The organism is Streptomyces sp. Isolate_45 (assembly GCF_024721315.2).
Classification (GTDB): domain Bacteria; phylum Actinomycetota; class Actinomycetes; order Streptomycetales; family Streptomycetaceae; genus Streptomyces.
On sequence record NZ_JANFAK020000176.1, the window covers coordinates 1 to 15,687 of the forward strand.

17 protein-coding genes are annotated in these 15,687 nt (G+C 74.1%); 11 read left to right on the plus strand and 6 right to left on the minus strand.

From position 1 onward, the window contains the following. Positions 1-349: 349 nt before the first annotated feature. Positions 350-1,009, minus strand: coding sequence for a hypothetical protein (locus NOD94_RS34640; RefSeq protein ID WP_281210179.1), 660 nt, complete (start codon positions 1,007-1,009; stop codon positions 350-352). Continuing rightward, positions 1,006-1,755 (minus strand): TetR/AcrR family transcriptional regulator C-terminal domain-containing protein, encoded by a 750-nt coding sequence (locus NOD94_RS34645; protein WP_281210180.1) that lies wholly within the window; start codon positions 1,753-1,755, stop codon positions 1,006-1,008. Before NOD94_RS34645 ends, NOD94_RS34640 begins: the two co-directional genes overlap by 4 nt. A 259-nt stretch (positions 1,756-2,014) precedes the next feature. On the opposite strand from NOD94_RS34645, the gene NOD94_RS34650 reads away from it, so the two are divergent. Next, positions 2,015-3,427: a lamin tail domain-containing protein gene (locus tag NOD94_RS34650; protein WP_281210181.1), complete on the plus strand. Its 1,413-nt coding sequence runs from the start codon at positions 2,015-2,017 to the stop codon at positions 3,425-3,427. Positions 3,428-3,548: 121 nt separating this feature from the next. On the opposite strand, the gene NOD94_RS34655 is transcribed toward NOD94_RS34650, so the two are convergent. Beyond that, complete coding sequence (locus NOD94_RS34655) at positions 3,549-4,154, minus strand: TetR/AcrR family transcriptional regulator (RefSeq protein ID WP_281210182.1); 606 nt, start codon at positions 4,152-4,154, stop codon at positions 3,549-3,551. A gap of 151 nt (positions 4,155-4,305) precedes the next feature. Between NOD94_RS34655 and NOD94_RS34660 the strand changes: the two genes are divergently transcribed. The 8 genes from NOD94_RS34660 to NOD94_RS34695 all read left to right on the plus strand — a co-directional run bounded on the left by NOD94_RS34660 (position 4,306) and on the right by NOD94_RS34695 (position 10,799). Beyond that, complete coding sequence (locus tag NOD94_RS34660; protein WP_281210183.1) at positions 4,306-4,764, plus strand: hypothetical protein; 459 nt, start codon at positions 4,306-4,308, stop codon at positions 4,762-4,764. A gap of 96 nt (positions 4,765-4,860) precedes the next feature. Beyond that, positions 4,861-5,769: an allantoinase PuuE gene (gene puuE, locus NOD94_RS34665; RefSeq protein ID WP_281210184.1), complete on the plus strand. Its 909-nt coding sequence runs from the start codon at positions 4,861-4,863 to the stop codon at positions 5,767-5,769. Positions 5,770-5,988: 219 nt separating this feature from the next. Further along, on the plus strand, positions 5,989-6,525 hold the full coding sequence (locus NOD94_RS34670; RefSeq protein WP_281210185.1) for an NUDIX hydrolase family protein: 537 nt from the start codon (positions 5,989-5,991) through the stop codon (positions 6,523-6,525). Between the two features lie 245 nt (positions 6,526-6,770). Next, the gene (locus tag NOD94_RS34675) at positions 6,771-8,126 is read left to right on the plus strand and encodes a phytase (protein WP_281210186.1); all 1,356 of its coding nucleotides are present in this window, start codon (positions 6,771-6,773) and stop codon (positions 8,124-8,126) included. Positions 8,127-8,289: 163 nt separating this feature from the next. After that, positions 8,290-8,844 (plus strand): hypothetical protein, encoded by a 555-nt coding sequence (locus tag NOD94_RS34680; RefSeq protein WP_281210187.1) that lies wholly within the window; start codon positions 8,290-8,292, stop codon positions 8,842-8,844. Between the two features lie 179 nt (positions 8,845-9,023). Continuing rightward, positions 9,024-9,782 (plus strand): DJ-1/PfpI family protein, encoded by a 759-nt coding sequence (locus tag NOD94_RS34685; RefSeq protein WP_281210188.1) that lies wholly within the window; start codon positions 9,024-9,026, stop codon positions 9,780-9,782. Positions 9,783-9,936: 154 nt separating this feature from the next. Continuing rightward, the gene (locus NOD94_RS34690; RefSeq protein ID WP_281210190.1) at positions 9,937-10,344 is read left to right on the plus strand and encodes a VOC family protein; all 408 of its coding nucleotides are present in this window, start codon (positions 9,937-9,939) and stop codon (positions 10,342-10,344) included. Between the two features lie 5 nt (positions 10,345-10,349). Further along, positions 10,350-10,799 carry a hypothetical protein gene (locus NOD94_RS34695; protein WP_281210191.1) on the plus strand — a complete coding sequence of 150 codons (450 nt, stop codon included), beginning with the start codon at positions 10,350-10,352 and terminating at the stop codon, positions 10,797-10,799. A gap of 157 nt (positions 10,800-10,956) precedes the next feature. On the opposite strand, the gene NOD94_RS34700 is transcribed toward NOD94_RS34695, so the two are convergent. Together NOD94_RS34700 and NOD94_RS34705 are read right to left on the minus strand one after the other, a co-directional pair. Further along, positions 10,957-11,964 (minus strand): SDR family NAD(P)-dependent oxidoreductase, encoded by a 1,008-nt coding sequence (locus tag NOD94_RS34700; RefSeq protein ID WP_281210192.1) that lies wholly within the window; start codon positions 11,962-11,964, stop codon positions 10,957-10,959. Beyond that, positions 11,961-13,145, minus strand: coding sequence for a UDP-N-acetylglucosamine--N-acetylmuramyl-(pentapeptide) pyrophosphoryl-undecaprenol N-acetylglucosamine transferase (locus NOD94_RS34705; protein WP_281210193.1), 1,185 nt, complete (start codon positions 13,143-13,145; stop codon positions 11,961-11,963). The genes NOD94_RS34700 and NOD94_RS34705 overlap by 4 nt, the downstream gene beginning before the upstream one ends. Before the next feature lie 73 nt (positions 13,146-13,218). Between NOD94_RS34705 and NOD94_RS34710 the strand changes: the two genes are divergently transcribed. Next, on the plus strand, positions 13,219-13,968 hold the full coding sequence (locus tag NOD94_RS34710; RefSeq protein WP_281210194.1) for a response regulator transcription factor: 750 nt from the start codon (positions 13,219-13,221) through the stop codon (positions 13,966-13,968). Beyond that, positions 13,965-15,353: a HAMP domain-containing sensor histidine kinase gene (locus NOD94_RS34715; RefSeq protein WP_281210195.1), complete on the plus strand. Its 1,389-nt coding sequence runs from the start codon at positions 13,965-13,967 to the stop codon at positions 15,351-15,353. The genes NOD94_RS34710 and NOD94_RS34715 overlap by 4 nt, the downstream gene beginning before the upstream one ends. Before the next feature lie 48 nt (positions 15,354-15,401). On the opposite strand, the gene NOD94_RS34720 is transcribed toward NOD94_RS34715, so the two are convergent. After that, positions 15,402-15,687, minus strand: a 286-nt coding sequence (locus NOD94_RS34720; protein ID WP_281210196.1) for a DUF5133 domain-containing protein, incomplete at its 5' end; no start/stop codon positions are given.

The window sequence follows — 15,687 nt, forward strand, 5'->3', positions numbered from 1 at the left end:
CCCCCCCCCCCCCCCCCCCCCCCCCCCCCCCCCCCCCCCCCCCCCCCCCCCCCCCCCCCCCCCCCCCCCCCACGGCAGTTCATCGTCATGGGGCTTGCGTACGGCGACCATCCCTCCCGTGGGGGCGTGCGGAGGCGCGCGGGCGCACGTTCGGGCGCACGGCGCCGGTCTGCGCCCTCGGGCCTGTCGTCAGCGGGGCATGCGTCCTCCGAGCAGCCGCGCCCTCGCGCGCATGCCGTCCGCCCAGGCCACGCCGTCCGCCGGGACGGACATCCCCGTACCGGCGTAAACCTGTACGTCCTCGAACGGGGGTTGGCCGACGAATCGTCGGCCGGGGGGAAGGTCAGGATCAAGTCGTACGGTACGTCGTCGAATTGTGTCGGAGCAGGGCGACGCCGACGGCGAAGGCCCAGTAGACCAGCAGCGCTGCCGTGAGGGCCGTGTTGCCCCAGCCGACCGCGCTGTAGAAGTCGGCCGCGTCCGTGCCGAAGAACAGCGAGGGCACGAAGGCCAGGTTGACGGCCGCGACGGCGTGGGCGGTGTATCCGGTCCAGCGCGGCAGGACTTCGGTGCGCAGGATCGCGTACGCGGCGGCGGCGAGGAGCACGGCCGTCAGGAGTCTGGCGGCCGAGCCGTGCAGCAGCATGTTGGCGTGGGCGAGCGGGCCGTCCACGGTGGGGTCGAGGCCTCCGTCGGAACGTTCCAGGACGATGCCGGCCTCCAGGGACGCGGCGACCAGGGTGACGGTCACGTAGGCCACCCCGGCGCCGTGGACCAGGGCGGCCGGCCAGTCGTGGGCGGGCCCCGCGGCGCGGATGAGGTGGCGCAGTCCGGTGAGGAAGGCCAAGAGTGCCGCGCAGGTGAGGAGGTTGAGGAGGATGCGGGTGAGGACGTTGGCCGCCGGCGGGGGGCCGGAGTGGACGAAGTACAGGGGTACGGCCACGGCGGCCAGGGCTCCCGCCGCGATACCGCTGATGCCCATGAACCGTCTTACGTGTTTCTCGTTCATCGTCTTCTCTCCCTTGCGGTCGGGGATTGCTCGATGCCGTCGAGCAGGCGGGTGATGCCGCAGGTGACGATCGGGGCGACGTCGCCGTCCTCCTCCTCGTCCAGGCCGGCTTCACCCGCGAGCGAGCACAGGACGGGGAACTCCTCGGGGTCCAGGCGTTCCGCGAGGACCCGGCCGTACGAGGCGGCCTGCGCGGCGTCGAGTTCGGCGGCCACCCTCGCCAGGTCGCGCACGGCGCCGGAGATGAAGGTCGCGAGCGGGATCAGTTCGGCCCGGTCGGCCCCGGACCGGAGCAGCGCACCCAACAGGGCCTCGAACCAGGCGAGCTCGTTCGGCCCCACGGGGGCGCTGACGGTGGGGACGCGGACCATCCAGGGGTGGCGCGCGTAGCACTCCCCGAGGGCGGCGACCCAGGCTTCGATCTCGGCCCGCCAGCCGGCGCCGGTGGCCTTGGGCGGGCGGCCGGTGGCGGTGTCGACCATGGCCGCGACCAGGTGATCACGGCCGGGCACGTGTCGGTAGAGGGCCATCGCCGTACAGCCGAGGTCCTTGGCGACGCGCTGCATGGAGAGCGCGTCGAGCCCTTCGGCGTCCACGACGGCGACGGCCGCGTCGACGATCCGGCGCGCCGTCAGGCGGGGCCGGCCGCCCGCAGGGCACTCCGCCTCCACTCTCCACAACAGGTCGGCCACGGCGGCGAGGTCGGATGTGGCGGGGCTGCTCGGGGGTCGCGACTCGGTGGCCATGGGACGGGGCCCTTCCCTCTCGACGCGATGTTTATGACCTACACAAAGTATAGGACGTAAACAGCACCCGCAAGAGGTCCCGGGCGCGTCTCCCCGGGCGAGGGACGGGCGCCTCGCACCCGGGTGCGCCGCCGCACGACGCGTTCCGCCTCCGTTCACGGTCCGCCCATGCCGTGGGGGGCGGCTGTTCGGTCCGGCCCGCGAACCTCGGGCGGTCCTGAGCTCACGAACGGGCTCCACGATCCCCGGGAAGTACAACGTGACCGAATCGCGCGCACCCCGTCGGCGACGCAGTCCTGCCCTGTGGTTCGCCGTCGCCCCTGCGTTGGCCGCCACCCTGACGGCGGCCCCCGCCCAGGCCTCGCCGGCCGACGACATCCGCATCAACGAGGTCGTCACGACGGGCGACGTCGACGACTCGATCGAGCTGTACAACAAGGGCTCCGCCGCCGTCGACGTCTCGGGCTGGATCCTCAAGGACGACAGCAGCAGCTCGAAGTACAAGATCGCCTCGGGCACCACCCTGGCCCCCGGAGCGTTCCGCTCCTTCGACGTCCACTCCTCCTTCGGGCTCGGTTCAGCCGACAAGGCCCGCCTGTACCTGCCGGACGGCAGCACGCTCGTCGACGGCTTCACCTGGAGCAAGCACTCCGCTCCGTCGTGGTCGCGCTGCCCCGACGGCACCGGAGCCTTCCGGGCCGCCCCGCTCACGCTCGGCGCCGCCAACTCCTGTGGCACCGGAGGCGGTACCACCCCGGCGGCCTGGCCCGGCGGTTCCTCCGTGGCGACCGCCGACGCCTCCGACGTGTTCGGCCAGGACCTCAGCGGACTCCACCGGGACGGGGCCGTGATGTGGGGCGCCCAGAACTCCGGGAAGCTGTGGCGCCTGGTCGCGGACGGGGCCGGCGGCTGGACCCCCGACACCACCGGCGGCTGGTCCTCCGGCAAGACCCTGCGCTTCCCCGGCGGCTCCGGAACGCCGGACGCCGAGGGCGTCACCGTCACCGGCGCGGGCGCCTCGGGTGGGGTGTACGTGGCCTCCGAGCGCAACGGCGACTCCTCCGGCACCAGCCGCCTGTCCGTCCTGCGCTACGACGTGAGCGGTTCGGCCGGCGCCCTGACCGCCGCCCGGGAGTGGAACCTGACCTCCGACCTGCCCCCGGTCGGGTCCAACCTCGGCCTCGAAGCCGTCACCTGGGTCCCGGACGACTACCTGACCGGCGCCGGCTTCAAGGACGCCTCGACCGGAGCGGCGTACGATCCCGCCCGCTACGGCGCCCACGCCGGCGGCGTGTTCTTCGTCGGCGTCGAGGGCACCGGCATGATCTACGGCTACGTCCTCGCCGAGTCGGGGGGCCACACCCGCGTCGCGGCCCTCAGCAGCGGCATGTCCGGGGTGATGGAACTGCAGTGGGAGGCGCAGGCCTCGCGCCTGTGGGCCGTCTGCGACGACACCTGCTCCGGCCGGCACCACACCCTGCGGGTCGACGCGTCGGGCGCCTTCGCCACCGCGACCGTCCACGAGCGCCCCACCGGCATGGCGAACCTCAACAACGAGGGCTTCGCCATCGCCCCGGCCTCCGAATGCGTCGCCGGAACCAAGCCCGTCCACTGGTCCGACGACAGCAACACCGGCGGCCACGCCCTCCGCAGGGGCACCATCACCTGCTGACCCGTCACGGCCCACGACCCACGGCCCACGACCCACGGCCCACGGCCCACGGCCCAGGAGGACGGACCACGCGCCCTCCTGGGCCCACCACAGGTCCGGTGCGCGAGGGTCGTTGCGACCCCTACCGATCGAGACCGGGATCCGGGTCGACCCCTCCGACGGCCCCGATGCCGGCCACCAGCACGTCCAGGCCGCGCTTGACGCGGTCCGCTTCCCAACCGCGCTCGGTGCGTTGGAAGTCGAAGAGACCTGGTGTGTATGCCATGAGGAGCAGGTCGGCGAGGTAGGCGGAGTCCACTCCGGGAGCGAGCTCCGCGACCATGCCCGCGATCTGCTCGTGGTGCCGGCGGAACGGGGCGCTGCGATAGCGCCCCGCCGGCGCGCTCGCCTCGGCCAGCAGCAGCAGTTCCCGGTTCGCGTCGACGAGTTCGACCAGGCCGTGCAGGAACGCGCGCAGACGGTCGGCGGGCGACGGGGCGGCTCCGTCCCCGCAGTACCGCGCGAACGCCTCCTGGAAGCCGGTCTCGTTGTCCTCGATGAGCGCGTAGACGAGCCCCGCCCGGTTGTGGAAGCGCCGGTAGACGGTGCCGACCCCGACCCCGGCCTCCTTGGCCACGGCGTCCAGGGACAGATCGGCGAAGCCGTCCGCCGCGAGCAGGCGCCGGGTGGCGTCGAGGATGCGGAGGCGGTTGCGGGCGGCATCGGCGCGCTCGGTGGGGGCGGTCATGCGGAGCAGCGTAACGGACGGAACGGAGAGTTCTCCGGTTTACCCCTTGAGAATCGGAGAACTCTCCACTTAGAGTTGCGACGAGCCAACCGGAGAACCCTCCGGTTGTGGATCGAGCTCCACCCCTCTCGCCCCCAAGGAGATTGACGTCATGGCCACCGGCCCCGTCACGACCACCGCGCCCCTCCTCAACGGCCAGATCATCGGCATCACGTACCACGCGATCGCCGCCGTGCGCGACCAGCTGCTCACCTCCCACGGCCTGACCTTCCACCAGTCCGTGGCACTCAAGGCCGTCGCCGACGGGCTCGACCGGGCCGGTGTCGTCGACCGCATGACCTCGACGCTGAAGGTCGACGCGGCGCGGGCACACGCCCTGCTCGACGAACTCGCCACCGGCGGGCTGCTCGACGGCGTCCGACCCACCCCACCGTCCCTCACCGACAAGGGCGAAAGCCTCCACCGGGGCCTCACCGACGCCATCGCCGGACTGACCGAGAGGCTCTACGGCGACCTCCCGGCCGCCGAACGCGAGATCGCCGCCCGCCTGCTCACCCATGTCACCGCCAGGGCGAACGCCGAACTCGCCGCACCCTCCCCGCGGGCCTGACACCGCCCTGACGGCCAGGAGCCACGACGATCGGCACGCCCCGGTGAGCGGCGTGGCCACTCCTGTCGGCCCGGGGGCGGCGGTAGATTTCCGCCCGTGTCCGAGCATCCGCGCGACCTCGTCGGCTACGGCGCCGAGCCGCCGCACGCGGCCTGGCCGGGTGGCGCCCGCGTCGCCGTCAGCCTGGTCCTCAACTACGAGGAGGGCGGCGAGCAGAACGTCCTGGAGGGTGATCCCACCTCCGAGGGCTTCCTCCACGAACTCGTGGGCGCGCCGCCCGTCGTCGGCGGACGCGACCTGAACGTCGAGTCGTTGTTCGCCTACGGTTCGCGCGCCGGCTTCTGGCGCGTCCACCGCACGCTCGCCGCGCACGGGGTTCCGCTCACCGTGTACGCCGTGGCGCAGGCGCTGGAACGCAACCCGGACGCGGCGCGGGCCATGGGCGCCGCCGGCTGGGAGGTGGCGAGCCACGGCCGGCGTTGGATCGACTACCGCCATGTGCCCGAGGACACCGAGCGCGCCGACATCGCTCGGTCGGTCGCGACGATCGAGCGGCTCGTGGGCCGCCGGCCGGTCGGCTGGTACACCGGCCGGACGAGCCCCCACACGCGGCGGCTCGTCGTCGAGGAGGGCGGGTTCCTCTACGACTCCGACGACTACTCGGACGACCTGCCCTTCTACGTGGAGACGGCCGGGCGCAAGCAGCTCGTGGTGCCGTACAGCCTCGACGCGAACGACTTCAAGTTCCTGATCGTCCACGGCTTCACCACCGCCGACGACATGCTCACCTACCTCATCGACACGTACGACGCCCTGCACGCGGAGGGCGCCGACCGCCCGCGCATGATGAGCGTCGGCATGCACTGCCGGATCATCGGCCGGCCCGGTCGCATCCGGGCGCTCGACGGCTTCCTGAAACACGTCGCGCAGCGCGGCGGGGCATGGGTCGCCACGCGGGAGCAGATCGCACGGCACTGGCTGGCCACGCATCCGGCGGCCCGCTGAAGGCGGTCGCCGCTCCGCCGAGCGGGAGGAGCGGCCCGGGGCAGGTCCGCAGGCGGGCCGCGCGGCAGTGCAGGCGCCGGCCCGGGACCGGCCGGCTCCGCGCACGGCTTTCGCACCGTCAGAACCGAACGCGGCGGCGGCCGCCCGCGATCCGAACCGCCCCGGGGAGAACCCGCCCCGAATACTGCGGGCGCCCCACCAGGAACGTATGCTCAAGCAATGTCTGACACGACCGAAACCACGCCCGGCTGGCTGACCACCGATGAACTGGAAACAGCCCGGACCCGGATGCCGATCCTGTACGTGGAGGCCGTGCCCGTACGAGTGGACGACAGCGGCGAAGTCACCAGCATCGGACTGCTGCTGCGCATGGGTCCCGCCGGGACGGTCAGCCGGACCCTGGTGTCCGGCCGCGTCCTGCACCACGAGCGGGTGCGGGACGCGCTGCTGCGGCACTTGGAGAAGGACCTGGGCCCGGTGGCCCTGCCCCGGATCCCCTCTTCCCTCCAGCCCTTCACCGTGGCCGAGTACTTCCCCACCGTCGGTGTCACCTCGTACCACGACCCGCGCCAGCACGCGGTGTCCCTCGCGTACATCGTCCCGGTGACCGGCGACTGTCGCCCCCGCCAGGACGCGCTCGACCTGGTCTGGTTCAGTCCTCAGGAGGCGGCCTCCGAAGCCGTGCAGAGCGAGATGCCCGGCGGACACGGGGTGCTGCTGAAGCAAGCCCTCGCACACGTGGGCCACACGTACTGAGAGCCGGCGGACGGGAACCACGGGGGCCGGGAGCCTCCGTGGTTCGCGCGGGCGGTCGGGGCGGGTCGGTGCCCGGGACGCGTGGCGCGGGCGGCGCGGGGGCGGTCGAGGGATGCGGCAGCACGTCATGTTCATGTCGTGCACGGCTGCTCGTGGCCCGGTGACGGCGAGTCCTTAACGCCAGGGCTCCAGTCTTCAGCCGCCATCGCACCGCACGTGTCCGACCGACCAACTGGAGACGCCTGGTGGAACTTCACCGCTTCGACCGCCCGCGCCGCACCCGTCCCGTCCGTCCCGCTCGTCCCGTCGCGGCGGCCCTCGCCCTGACCGCGGCGTTCGCCGTCCTCGCCGGTCTCGGCGCGGCCGCCCCCGCCACGGCGCAGGGCCGCGGAAAGGGTCCGCTGCCCGCCGTCACGCCGGTGGCCGAGACCGCCACGTTGTTCGACGACGAGGAGGGCGGCAACGCCAACGCCGACGACCCCGCCATCTGGCGCAACAGCGCCGACCCCGACCGCAGTCTCGTCATCGCCACCGCCAAGGAGGGCGGGCTGCGCGCCTACGACCTCGGCGCGCGCCAGGTGCAGGCCCTCCCCGCGCCGAGCGGGCCGGGCCCCGAGGACGCGCCGGGGCGGTTCAACAACGTCGACCTGGTCCACAAGATGCGCCTGTCCACGGGGCGGGCGGATCTCGCCGTCGTCACCGACCGCGGAAACGACCGGCTCCGCTTCTACCGCATCGACCGCGACCAGCCCGGTGGCCCGCTGACCGACGTCACGGCGCCCGCCGTTCCCCCCGTCTTCTCCTCCTCGCAGGAGGAGATCAACGACCAGCGGACCGCGTACGGACTGGCAACCTGGACGGACCGCGCCACCGGCCGGACCCACGCCCTCGTCAGCCGCCGGCACGAAACCCGCGTCGCCCTCCTCGAACTGACGGCCTCGCCCGGCGGCACGGTCGGATACCGGCTGGTGCGGACCCTGGACCTGCCCTCCTCCTTCCGGCTGCCGAACGGCACGTCGTGGACCCCCTGCGGTGAACCGGGCGAACGGCCGCAGGTCGAGGGCATGGTCGTCGACCCGGCGAACGGCACGCTCTACGCGGGCCAGGAGGACGTCGGCATCTGGCGGATGCGTGCCGATCTGACGTCGGCGCCGGTGCTGGTGGACCGCGTCCGCGAGTACGGCGTCCCCGCCGTGTACGACGAGGAGACCGAGGAGTGCTCGCCGGGAGCCGACCCCGGCTTCGGCGGCCGCCGGCTGTCCGCGGACGTGGAGGGGCTGACCATCGTCGACACGGGGGACGGTGACGGCCACCTCATGGTGTCGAGCCAGGGCGACGACACCTTCGCCTTCTACGACCGCGAGCGCGAGGACGGGCACGAGTACGAGGGCGGCGTACGGATCACCGCCCGCTCCCGCCACCTCGACGGCTCGGAGGAGTGCGACGGCGCCGCGGCCCTGAACCAGCCCCTCGGCCACGCGTTCCCGCGCGGCCTCCTCGTGGTCCAGGACGGCCACGACAGCCCCGAGGACGGGCCGCGCACCGCCACCGGCTTCAAGTTCGTCGATTTGGGTGAGGTGTTGGACGCCCTGGACGACTGACCGGGCGTCCGAACGGAGGGCGGGCCCGCCCACGACCGGGCCCGCCCGTCCCGACCGTCCCGACCATCCCGCCCGTCCCCGCCGAATCGTCCCGTTTCACATCCCGCACCGACGGATAGTGCCAGGATGTGAGCCGCATGATTCCCACCCGCGGGAGGACGAAGTGACCACGACACCGGAGGCCAAGGGACCCAAGGCGCCCCCGTCGTTCCCCCCGAGGACCCCTCCGCCGCAGAAGAAGCCGGCCGAGGCGCCCCGCCCCCGGCCGACCACGAACGCCCACGGCGTCATGGGGGTGCGGCAGCGCCCGCGCATGGAGATCCGGAACCGGCGGACCGCCGGCCTCACCTTCCGAGCCGACCGGTGGGCCGCGCAGAAGGCCGCCGCCCAAGTCGTCGCGAGGGTACGGGCCTGGGGGTACGGCTCGTTCGACGAACCCGACCTCGCCGCCGCTGTACGCCTGTTGGTGGGCGCGGCCGTGACGGACGGCGGGAAGCGGGTCAGCCTGCACCTCGCCGATCAGGACCAACGGATCCTCGTCGTGGCGCTCAGCCACCGGCCCGGGCTCGCCCCGGAGGACGACGTCCTCGCCGAACTCGCCGCCGTACGAACGGTGGAGAGCTGCGGCACGGACACGGCACCCGACGGTCGGCGCGTCTGGGCGCTGCTGGACGCGGCCCCCGAACCCCGCCGGAAGGACGGGCCGCCCGCGGCGTGACGGTCCCCGCGGCGCGGGGCCGGCGACCCCACGGGCCGCTGTGGCGTACGACACGGCCGACGCGAGGAACTCCCCCCGTCCGCGGTCCGACTTCTGATCGGCACGGGACGGGCGCACCGCGCCCGCCCGCTCCCCGAAGCCGCACGGGCCGGGGGAACCGCGATCGAAACGGACCACGGATGAACCGCAGGGACTTGCTCCGCGCCTCCACCGCCATCGGAGCCACCGCCGCCGCGGTCGGCGCGGGCACCGGACCGGCCGCGGCCACAGCAGCCGCAGCAGCCGCAGCAGCACCGCGATCGGCGGCCGGGGCGGGCGGCCCGCTGCGCGTACACGTCGTCATGTTCGACGGCGTGGAGGAGCTCGACTTCGCCGCCCCCTACGAGGTCTTCGCGGCCGCCCGGTTCTTCACGGACCGCACGATCGACGTCCGCTACGTGACGGCCTCCGGCCCGGGAACCGTCCGGGCCGCGTACGGAACGCGGGTCCAGGTCGAACACGCCTGGGCTCCCCGTTCCGCGGACATCGTCGTGGTGCCCGGCGGCGGCTACGCACGTCGGGACGGCCCCGGAGTTCCGGCAGAGATCGCCAAGGGCACGCTCCCCCGGAGCCTGGCCTCGGCGGTACGGCCCGGCCTCACCATCGCCGGGCTGTGCACGGGAGTCATGTTGCTGTCAGCCGCCGGCCTGACCAGGAACCGTCCCTGCACCACCCACCACAAGGCCCGCCCCGACCTGGAGCAGCAGGGCGGCCTGGTGAAGAACGCGCGCGTGGTGGACGACGGCGACCTGGTCACGGCGGGAGGCATCACCTCCGGGCTGGAACTCGCCCTGTGGCTCGTACGCCGGGAGTTGGGCGCGGACGCGGCGACGGGCGTCGAGGCGATGCTCGAATACGAGGCCCGGGGGACGGTGTGGGCCCGTCCCCCGGCTCCGTAGCCGTTTCGGGGAGTCCGGCGGGACCCGGCCGTACACGGCCGGCACCGACGGTGGCGGCGGGTCCTGCCGTGATGATGCCGACCCGGGCGCGGCGGCGACCTCCGCGCGCAACACGGTGGTTCGTCCGCCGTATCGCCGACCTACACTGGCGGGCATGGCATCCCGCATCAGTGAGCTGGTCATCGACGCCGCCGATCCCGAGCGGCTCGCCGTGTTCTGGGGCGAGGTCCTCGGCTACGTCGAACTCAACCGGGAGGACGACGGGAGCATCGAGATCGGGCCGCCCGGCATCGGCTTCGGCGGACCGCAGCCCACCCTCGTCCTCAGTCCCAGCAGCGATCCGCGGGGCGGGAAGCTCCCCCTGCACATCGACGTCAACCCCACCGACCGCGACCAGGAAGCCGAGTTGGAGCGGCTGCTGGCCCTCGGGGCCAGGCCGGCCGATGTCGGCCAGAGCGGCGTCGAGGGCTGGCACGTCCTGATCGACCCGGAGGGCAACGAGTTCTGCCTCCTGCGCACCCGACTCCGCCCCCTGGTCACGGACGCCCGAACCGAGGCCTGACGGCATTGCCGGAATCGACCCGGGAGGAGCCGGACGGCTCCGGTGCGGTGCGCCGGGGCCTCGTCCTCGATGCCGTCGGCGACGTCCTGGACACGGGGCGGCCGGCGCAGGGCGAGGCCGAGTGGGCCGTCGAGCGCCTCGTCGGGATCGCCCTCCGCGATCCGGCCCACGCGGTGCGGGAGTCCGCGCTGCACGCCGTGTTCACGGCCTCCGTCCGGTACCTGCTCCCGTACCGCGTGGTGGAGCCGCTCGCCGCGGCGGCGGAGGGCTTCGGGCCCGTCCTCCTCGACTACGTCCTGCCCGTCCTGGGCGCCACCTACGACCCGGCGGCGCTGCCGACCGTCGAGCGGTTCCTCCGGCACCCCCACCCCGGAGTGCGTGGGGAAGCGGAGGAGGCCGCGGCCGAACTGTGCGCGGGTCCACGGGGATCGGGCGGCCGACGGCGCCCGTCATGAGACGTACCCCGCTCCGAGCAGGAGCCAGGCCGACGCGGCCGTCGGCCATGCCCCGAGCTTGTCAGCACCCGGGGTGCCCGCAGCCTACTCCGTCGTCCTGACCTGCCGTCAACGCGGTTTCGACGGAGGTTCGGCGGCCGCGTCGGCGGTGCCGGGCCTACACCGCGTACCGGCCCGGGGCGAAGAGGGAGGGGTTCGCCTCGATCCAGTCCGAGGTCTGGCGCAGGCCCTCCTCCAGGCAGACCCGGGGGCGCCAACCGGCCCAGTCCCGGGCCCGGCGGTTGTCCGACAGGAGGCGCTGGACCTCGCTGCCCGACGGGCGCAGTCGGGCCGGGTCGACGACCACCTCGGCGTCCCGGCCGGAGACGTGGATCAGGGCACGGGCCAGGTCGCCCACGGAGATCTCCTCGCCGGTGCCGAGGTTGACGACCTCGCCCAGTGCCCGGTCGCACTCGGCCACCGCCAGGAAGCCCTCCGCCGTGTCCGTGACGTACGTGAAGTCCCGGGTCGGGGTGAGCGAGCCGAGGCGGATCTCCCGGGAGCCCGCGTGGAGTTGGGCGAGGATCGTCGGGATGACGGCGCGCGCCGACTGGCGCGGCCCGTACGTGTTGAAGGGGCGCACGACCGTCACCGGCAGTTCGAAGGCGTGGTGGAAGGACAACGCCATCATGTCGGCGCCGATCTTCGACGCGGAGTACGGCGACTGCGGCTGCAGCGGGTGGCTCTCGGAGATCGGGGCGGTCAGCGCCGTCCCGTAGACCTCGCTGGTCGAGGTGTGGACGAGGCGGCGGACGTCGTGGCGGCGGCAGGCCTCCGCCATGTTCTGGGTGCCGGTGACGTTGGTCTGCACGTACGCGCCCGGGGAGGCGTAGCTGTACGGGATCCCGATCAGCGCCGCCAGGTGGAAGACGGTGTCGCAGCCGGCGACGGCGTCGCTGACCCGGCCGGCGTCCCGGACGTCGCCCGCCCACATCTCCACGGGGCCGTCCGGGTCGGCGAGGTGGTGCGCCAGGTGGCCCTTCTCGGCGTACGGCTTGTAGTGGACGAAGGCCCGCACGCGCGCGCCCCGGGCCACCAGCAGGTCCACCAGTGTCGATCCGATGAAGCCTTCGGCTCCGGTGACGAGGACGGTGCGGCCGGTCCAGCTGTTCGGGTTCGGGTTCATATGCGCTCCAGGTGGGGGGTGGGGACGACGCCGGCGACGCGGAGGACTTCCGCGGCCAGCAGTTCGGCGGCCCGCGCGTGCGGGCCGGGGTCGGCGGCGCCGGCCATCGACGTCAGCCGCGCGGGATCGGCGAGCAGCGGCCCGATGAGGCCGGCGAGGCGTTCGGCGGTGGTTTCGGCGTCGGGCAGCAGCAGTCCCGCGCCCGCGTCGGTCAGGACCCGGGCGTTGTGGGTCTGGTGGTCGCCGGGGGCGTACGGGTAGGGCACGAGGACGGCGGGGACGCCGGTGGCCGCCAGTTCGGCGACGGTCGCCGAGCCGGCGCGGCACACCACGAGGTCGGCGGCCGCGTAGACGAGGTCCATTCGGTCCAGGTACGGCACGGCCCGGGCGATGCGCTGTCCGCCGGAGGCCGCGAGGTCGGCCACCGTGTCGGGGAGCGCCGCCGGGCCGGTCTTGACCAGGAGCTGTACGTCGTCGCGGTACTGCCACAGTCCGGCGAGTGCGGTCGCCGCGCGGGTGAGGCGGACGGCGCCCAGGCTGCCGCCGTTGAAGACGACGAGCCGCCGTCCCGCCGGGACGCCGAGCGCGCGCCGGGCGTCGGCGCGCAGGGCCGTCCGGTCGGGTCCGGGGAGTTCGGCGAGGCCGGACAGGGCCGCGGAGATCGGCATTCCGGTGGTGAGTGCCCGGGAACCGCCCGTGAGGTGGCCGCGGCTGCGGTCGAAGGCGACCGCGACGTGCGGGGTGAGCCGGGCCGCGAACCGGTTGGCGCGGCCGGGGACCGCGTTGGACTCGTGGATCACGGCCGGCAGGCCGGCGAGGCGGGCCCCGAGGACGGCGGGCGCGCTGGGGTAGCCGCCCATGCCCACGGCGACCTGGGCGCCCTGGGCGCGGATCACCGAGCGGGCCTGGTGTGCGGAGCGCAGCAGGGCGGCGGGCAACAGGTAGCGCTTCGCACCCAGGGCCGGGTCGAAGGGGATCATGTCGACGGTGTGCAGGCGGTATCCGGCACCGGGGATCAGCTCGGTCTCCAGGCCCCGCTCGGTCCCGATGAACGAGACCACGGCGCCCGGCACGGCGGCGCGCAGTGCCTCGGCGAGTGCGAGTCCGGGGTAGATGTGCCCGCCGGTGCCGCCCGCACCGATCACGACGGAGAGTGCCGCGGGTGTGTGTGGTGTGGTCATGGCCGCACACTCCCGGTGCGCCCTAAGAACGTTCTAAGAGGTTCTCTCAGACGGCTTTGGCAGGCTGTGCCCCATGAACAGTACGGACAACACGGGCCATGCCGGTCATCCGGTCGGCGCCGGCGGTGCCGGCCCGGCCCCCGGGTCGCGGATCCTCGTGGTCGACGACGAGCCCGAGGTGCGGGCGGCCGTCGAGGACGGCCTCTCCATCGAGGGGTACGAGGTCCGGGGTGCGGCGGACGGCCTCGCGGCCCTCTCGCAGGTGGCGACCTGGGAGCCCGACGCGGTCGTCCTGGACGTGATGATGCCCGTGCTCGACGGGCTGGCCGTCTGCCGGCAACTGCGGGCGCTGGGAGACCGTACGCCCGTCCTCGTGCTGACGGCGCTCGACTCCGTCAGCGAGCGGGTCGACGGGCTGGAGGCCGGGGCCGACGACTACCTCGTCAAGCCGTTCGCCCTCGACGAGCTGATCGCCCGGGTACGGGCGCTGCTGCGGCGGGCCTCGCCCGGGCCGGCGGGCGGCGCCCCGCTCGGCTTCGCGGACCTCGTACTGGATCCGGCGACCCGGACCGGCCGGCGGGGCGGGCGGCCTCTGGAGTTCAGCCGCACCGAGGCGGCCCTGTTGGAGCTCCTGCTGCGCCATCCGGGCCAGGTGTTGCCGCGCGAGTCGATCCTGGAGCTGGTGTGGGGGCGGGACTTCGGGCCGGACTCCAATTCCCTGGCCGTCTACGTGGGCTACCTGCGCCGGAAGCTGGAGGCCGGTGGGGAGCCCCGGCTGGTCCACACCGTCCACGGGGTCGGCTACCGGCTGGACGCGGCGTGAGCGGCGCGGGCCGTCGGCGGCTCGGCGGGGCCTGGCGCAGGCGGCGTCCGCTGCGGACCCGGCTCGCGTTGGCCGTCACCGCCGCCGTGGCGTTCGTGGCGGTCGGCGTGTGTGCGGCGGCGTTCGTCGTGGTCCGGTCCGCGCTGTACCAGCAGCTCGACCTCAGTCTGACCCAGTCGGCTCGGCTCGCCGCCCAGCGCGAACCGGGGGCGGCGCCGGGCACCCTGGCCGGGGAGTGCCGCTTCCTGGCGGCCCCTGCATGCGCGGAGGTGGTGGCCGCCGACCCTGCCCGCGACCCGGGTGCGCCGGGACTGCTGCCGGTGGCTCCGGCCGCGCGGGAGGTCGCCGCCGGGCGGCGGGCCCCGTTCTACACGAACATCACGGTGTCCGGGTATCCCGCCCGGATGCTCACCACGGATTACGCCAAGGGGCGGGCGCTGCAGGTCGCGCTGCGGGCGGACACGGTCGAGGACGGCATCGAGGACGCCGCCCGGTGGCTCGTGGCGACGGCGGCGGCCGGGGTACTGCTGGCCGCGGTCCTCGGCCACTGGGTGTCGCGGACCGGTCTGGCACCGGTCACCCGGCTCACCGCGACGGCCGAGCGGATCGCCGCGACCCGGGACCCGCGGCACCGGATCGAGCTGCCGCCGCCGGGGCGGGAGGACGAGATCACCCGGCTGGCCGGGAGCTTCAACACCATGCTGGGTGAGCTGGAGCAGTCGGTCACCGCCCAGCGGCGGCTGGTCGCGGACGCGTCGCACGAGCTGCGCACCCCGTTGACGGCGTTGCGCACCAACGCCGAGCTGCTGGCGCGGGGCGACAGGCTCACGCCGGACCAGCGGGAGCGGGCGTCCGCCGCTCTGGGACGGCAGCTCAGGGAGGTGACGGGGCTGGTGAACGACCTGATCGAGCTGGCCCGCGACGAGGAACCGCAACCGTTGGTGGAGCAGGTCCGGCTGGGTGCGTTGGTGGAGCACTGTGCGCAGGCCGCGCGGACGCACTGGCCGGACGTCCCGTTCCGGGTACGGGTACCCGACGGGCCGGTCGTGGTGCCGGGGGTCCCGTCCCGGCTGAGCAGGCTGCTGTCGAACCTGCTCGACAACGCGGCCAAGTTCAGCCGGGGCGGGCTGCCCGTGGAGGTGGAGCTGATCGCGGGCGGCCCCGGCGGGGGTGCGGAGCTGACCGTCCGCGATCACGGGCCGGGGATCTCCGCGGCGGACCTGCCGTACGTCTTCGACCGCTTCTACCGGGCCGGGGCGGCCCGCGCCCTGCCCGGCTCGGGGCTGGGCCTGGCCATGGCGCGGCAGATCGCGCGGGCGCACGCCGCCGAGCTGACGGCGGAGGCAGCCCCCGGCGGGGGCGCGCTGTTCCGGCTGACGTTCTGAGAGGGGTGTGCGCGCCGCTTGCGGGCCCGGTACCGGGTGGGGGCGGCCTCAGGCCGTTCCGGCCAGGTGGCGTTCCGCCGCCAGCACCGCTTGGTGGGCGCTGGGGCGGCCCATGAGGACGCACAGGGTGTGGGCGGCGTCGTCCATGGCCCGCACGGCGCCGGGGTCGAGCGGGGTGTTCGTGAGGCGGGCCTGGCAGCCCCGCAGCCGGGAGAGGACCTCTTCGGTCCGGGTGCGGCTGGGCGGCGGTCCGCTGTTCGGCGCCGGCGACGGGCTGCGGGCGGCTTCCACCGCGCGGTGGAGGGCGCGCACGACGCGGCCCGGCGCGGGGGCG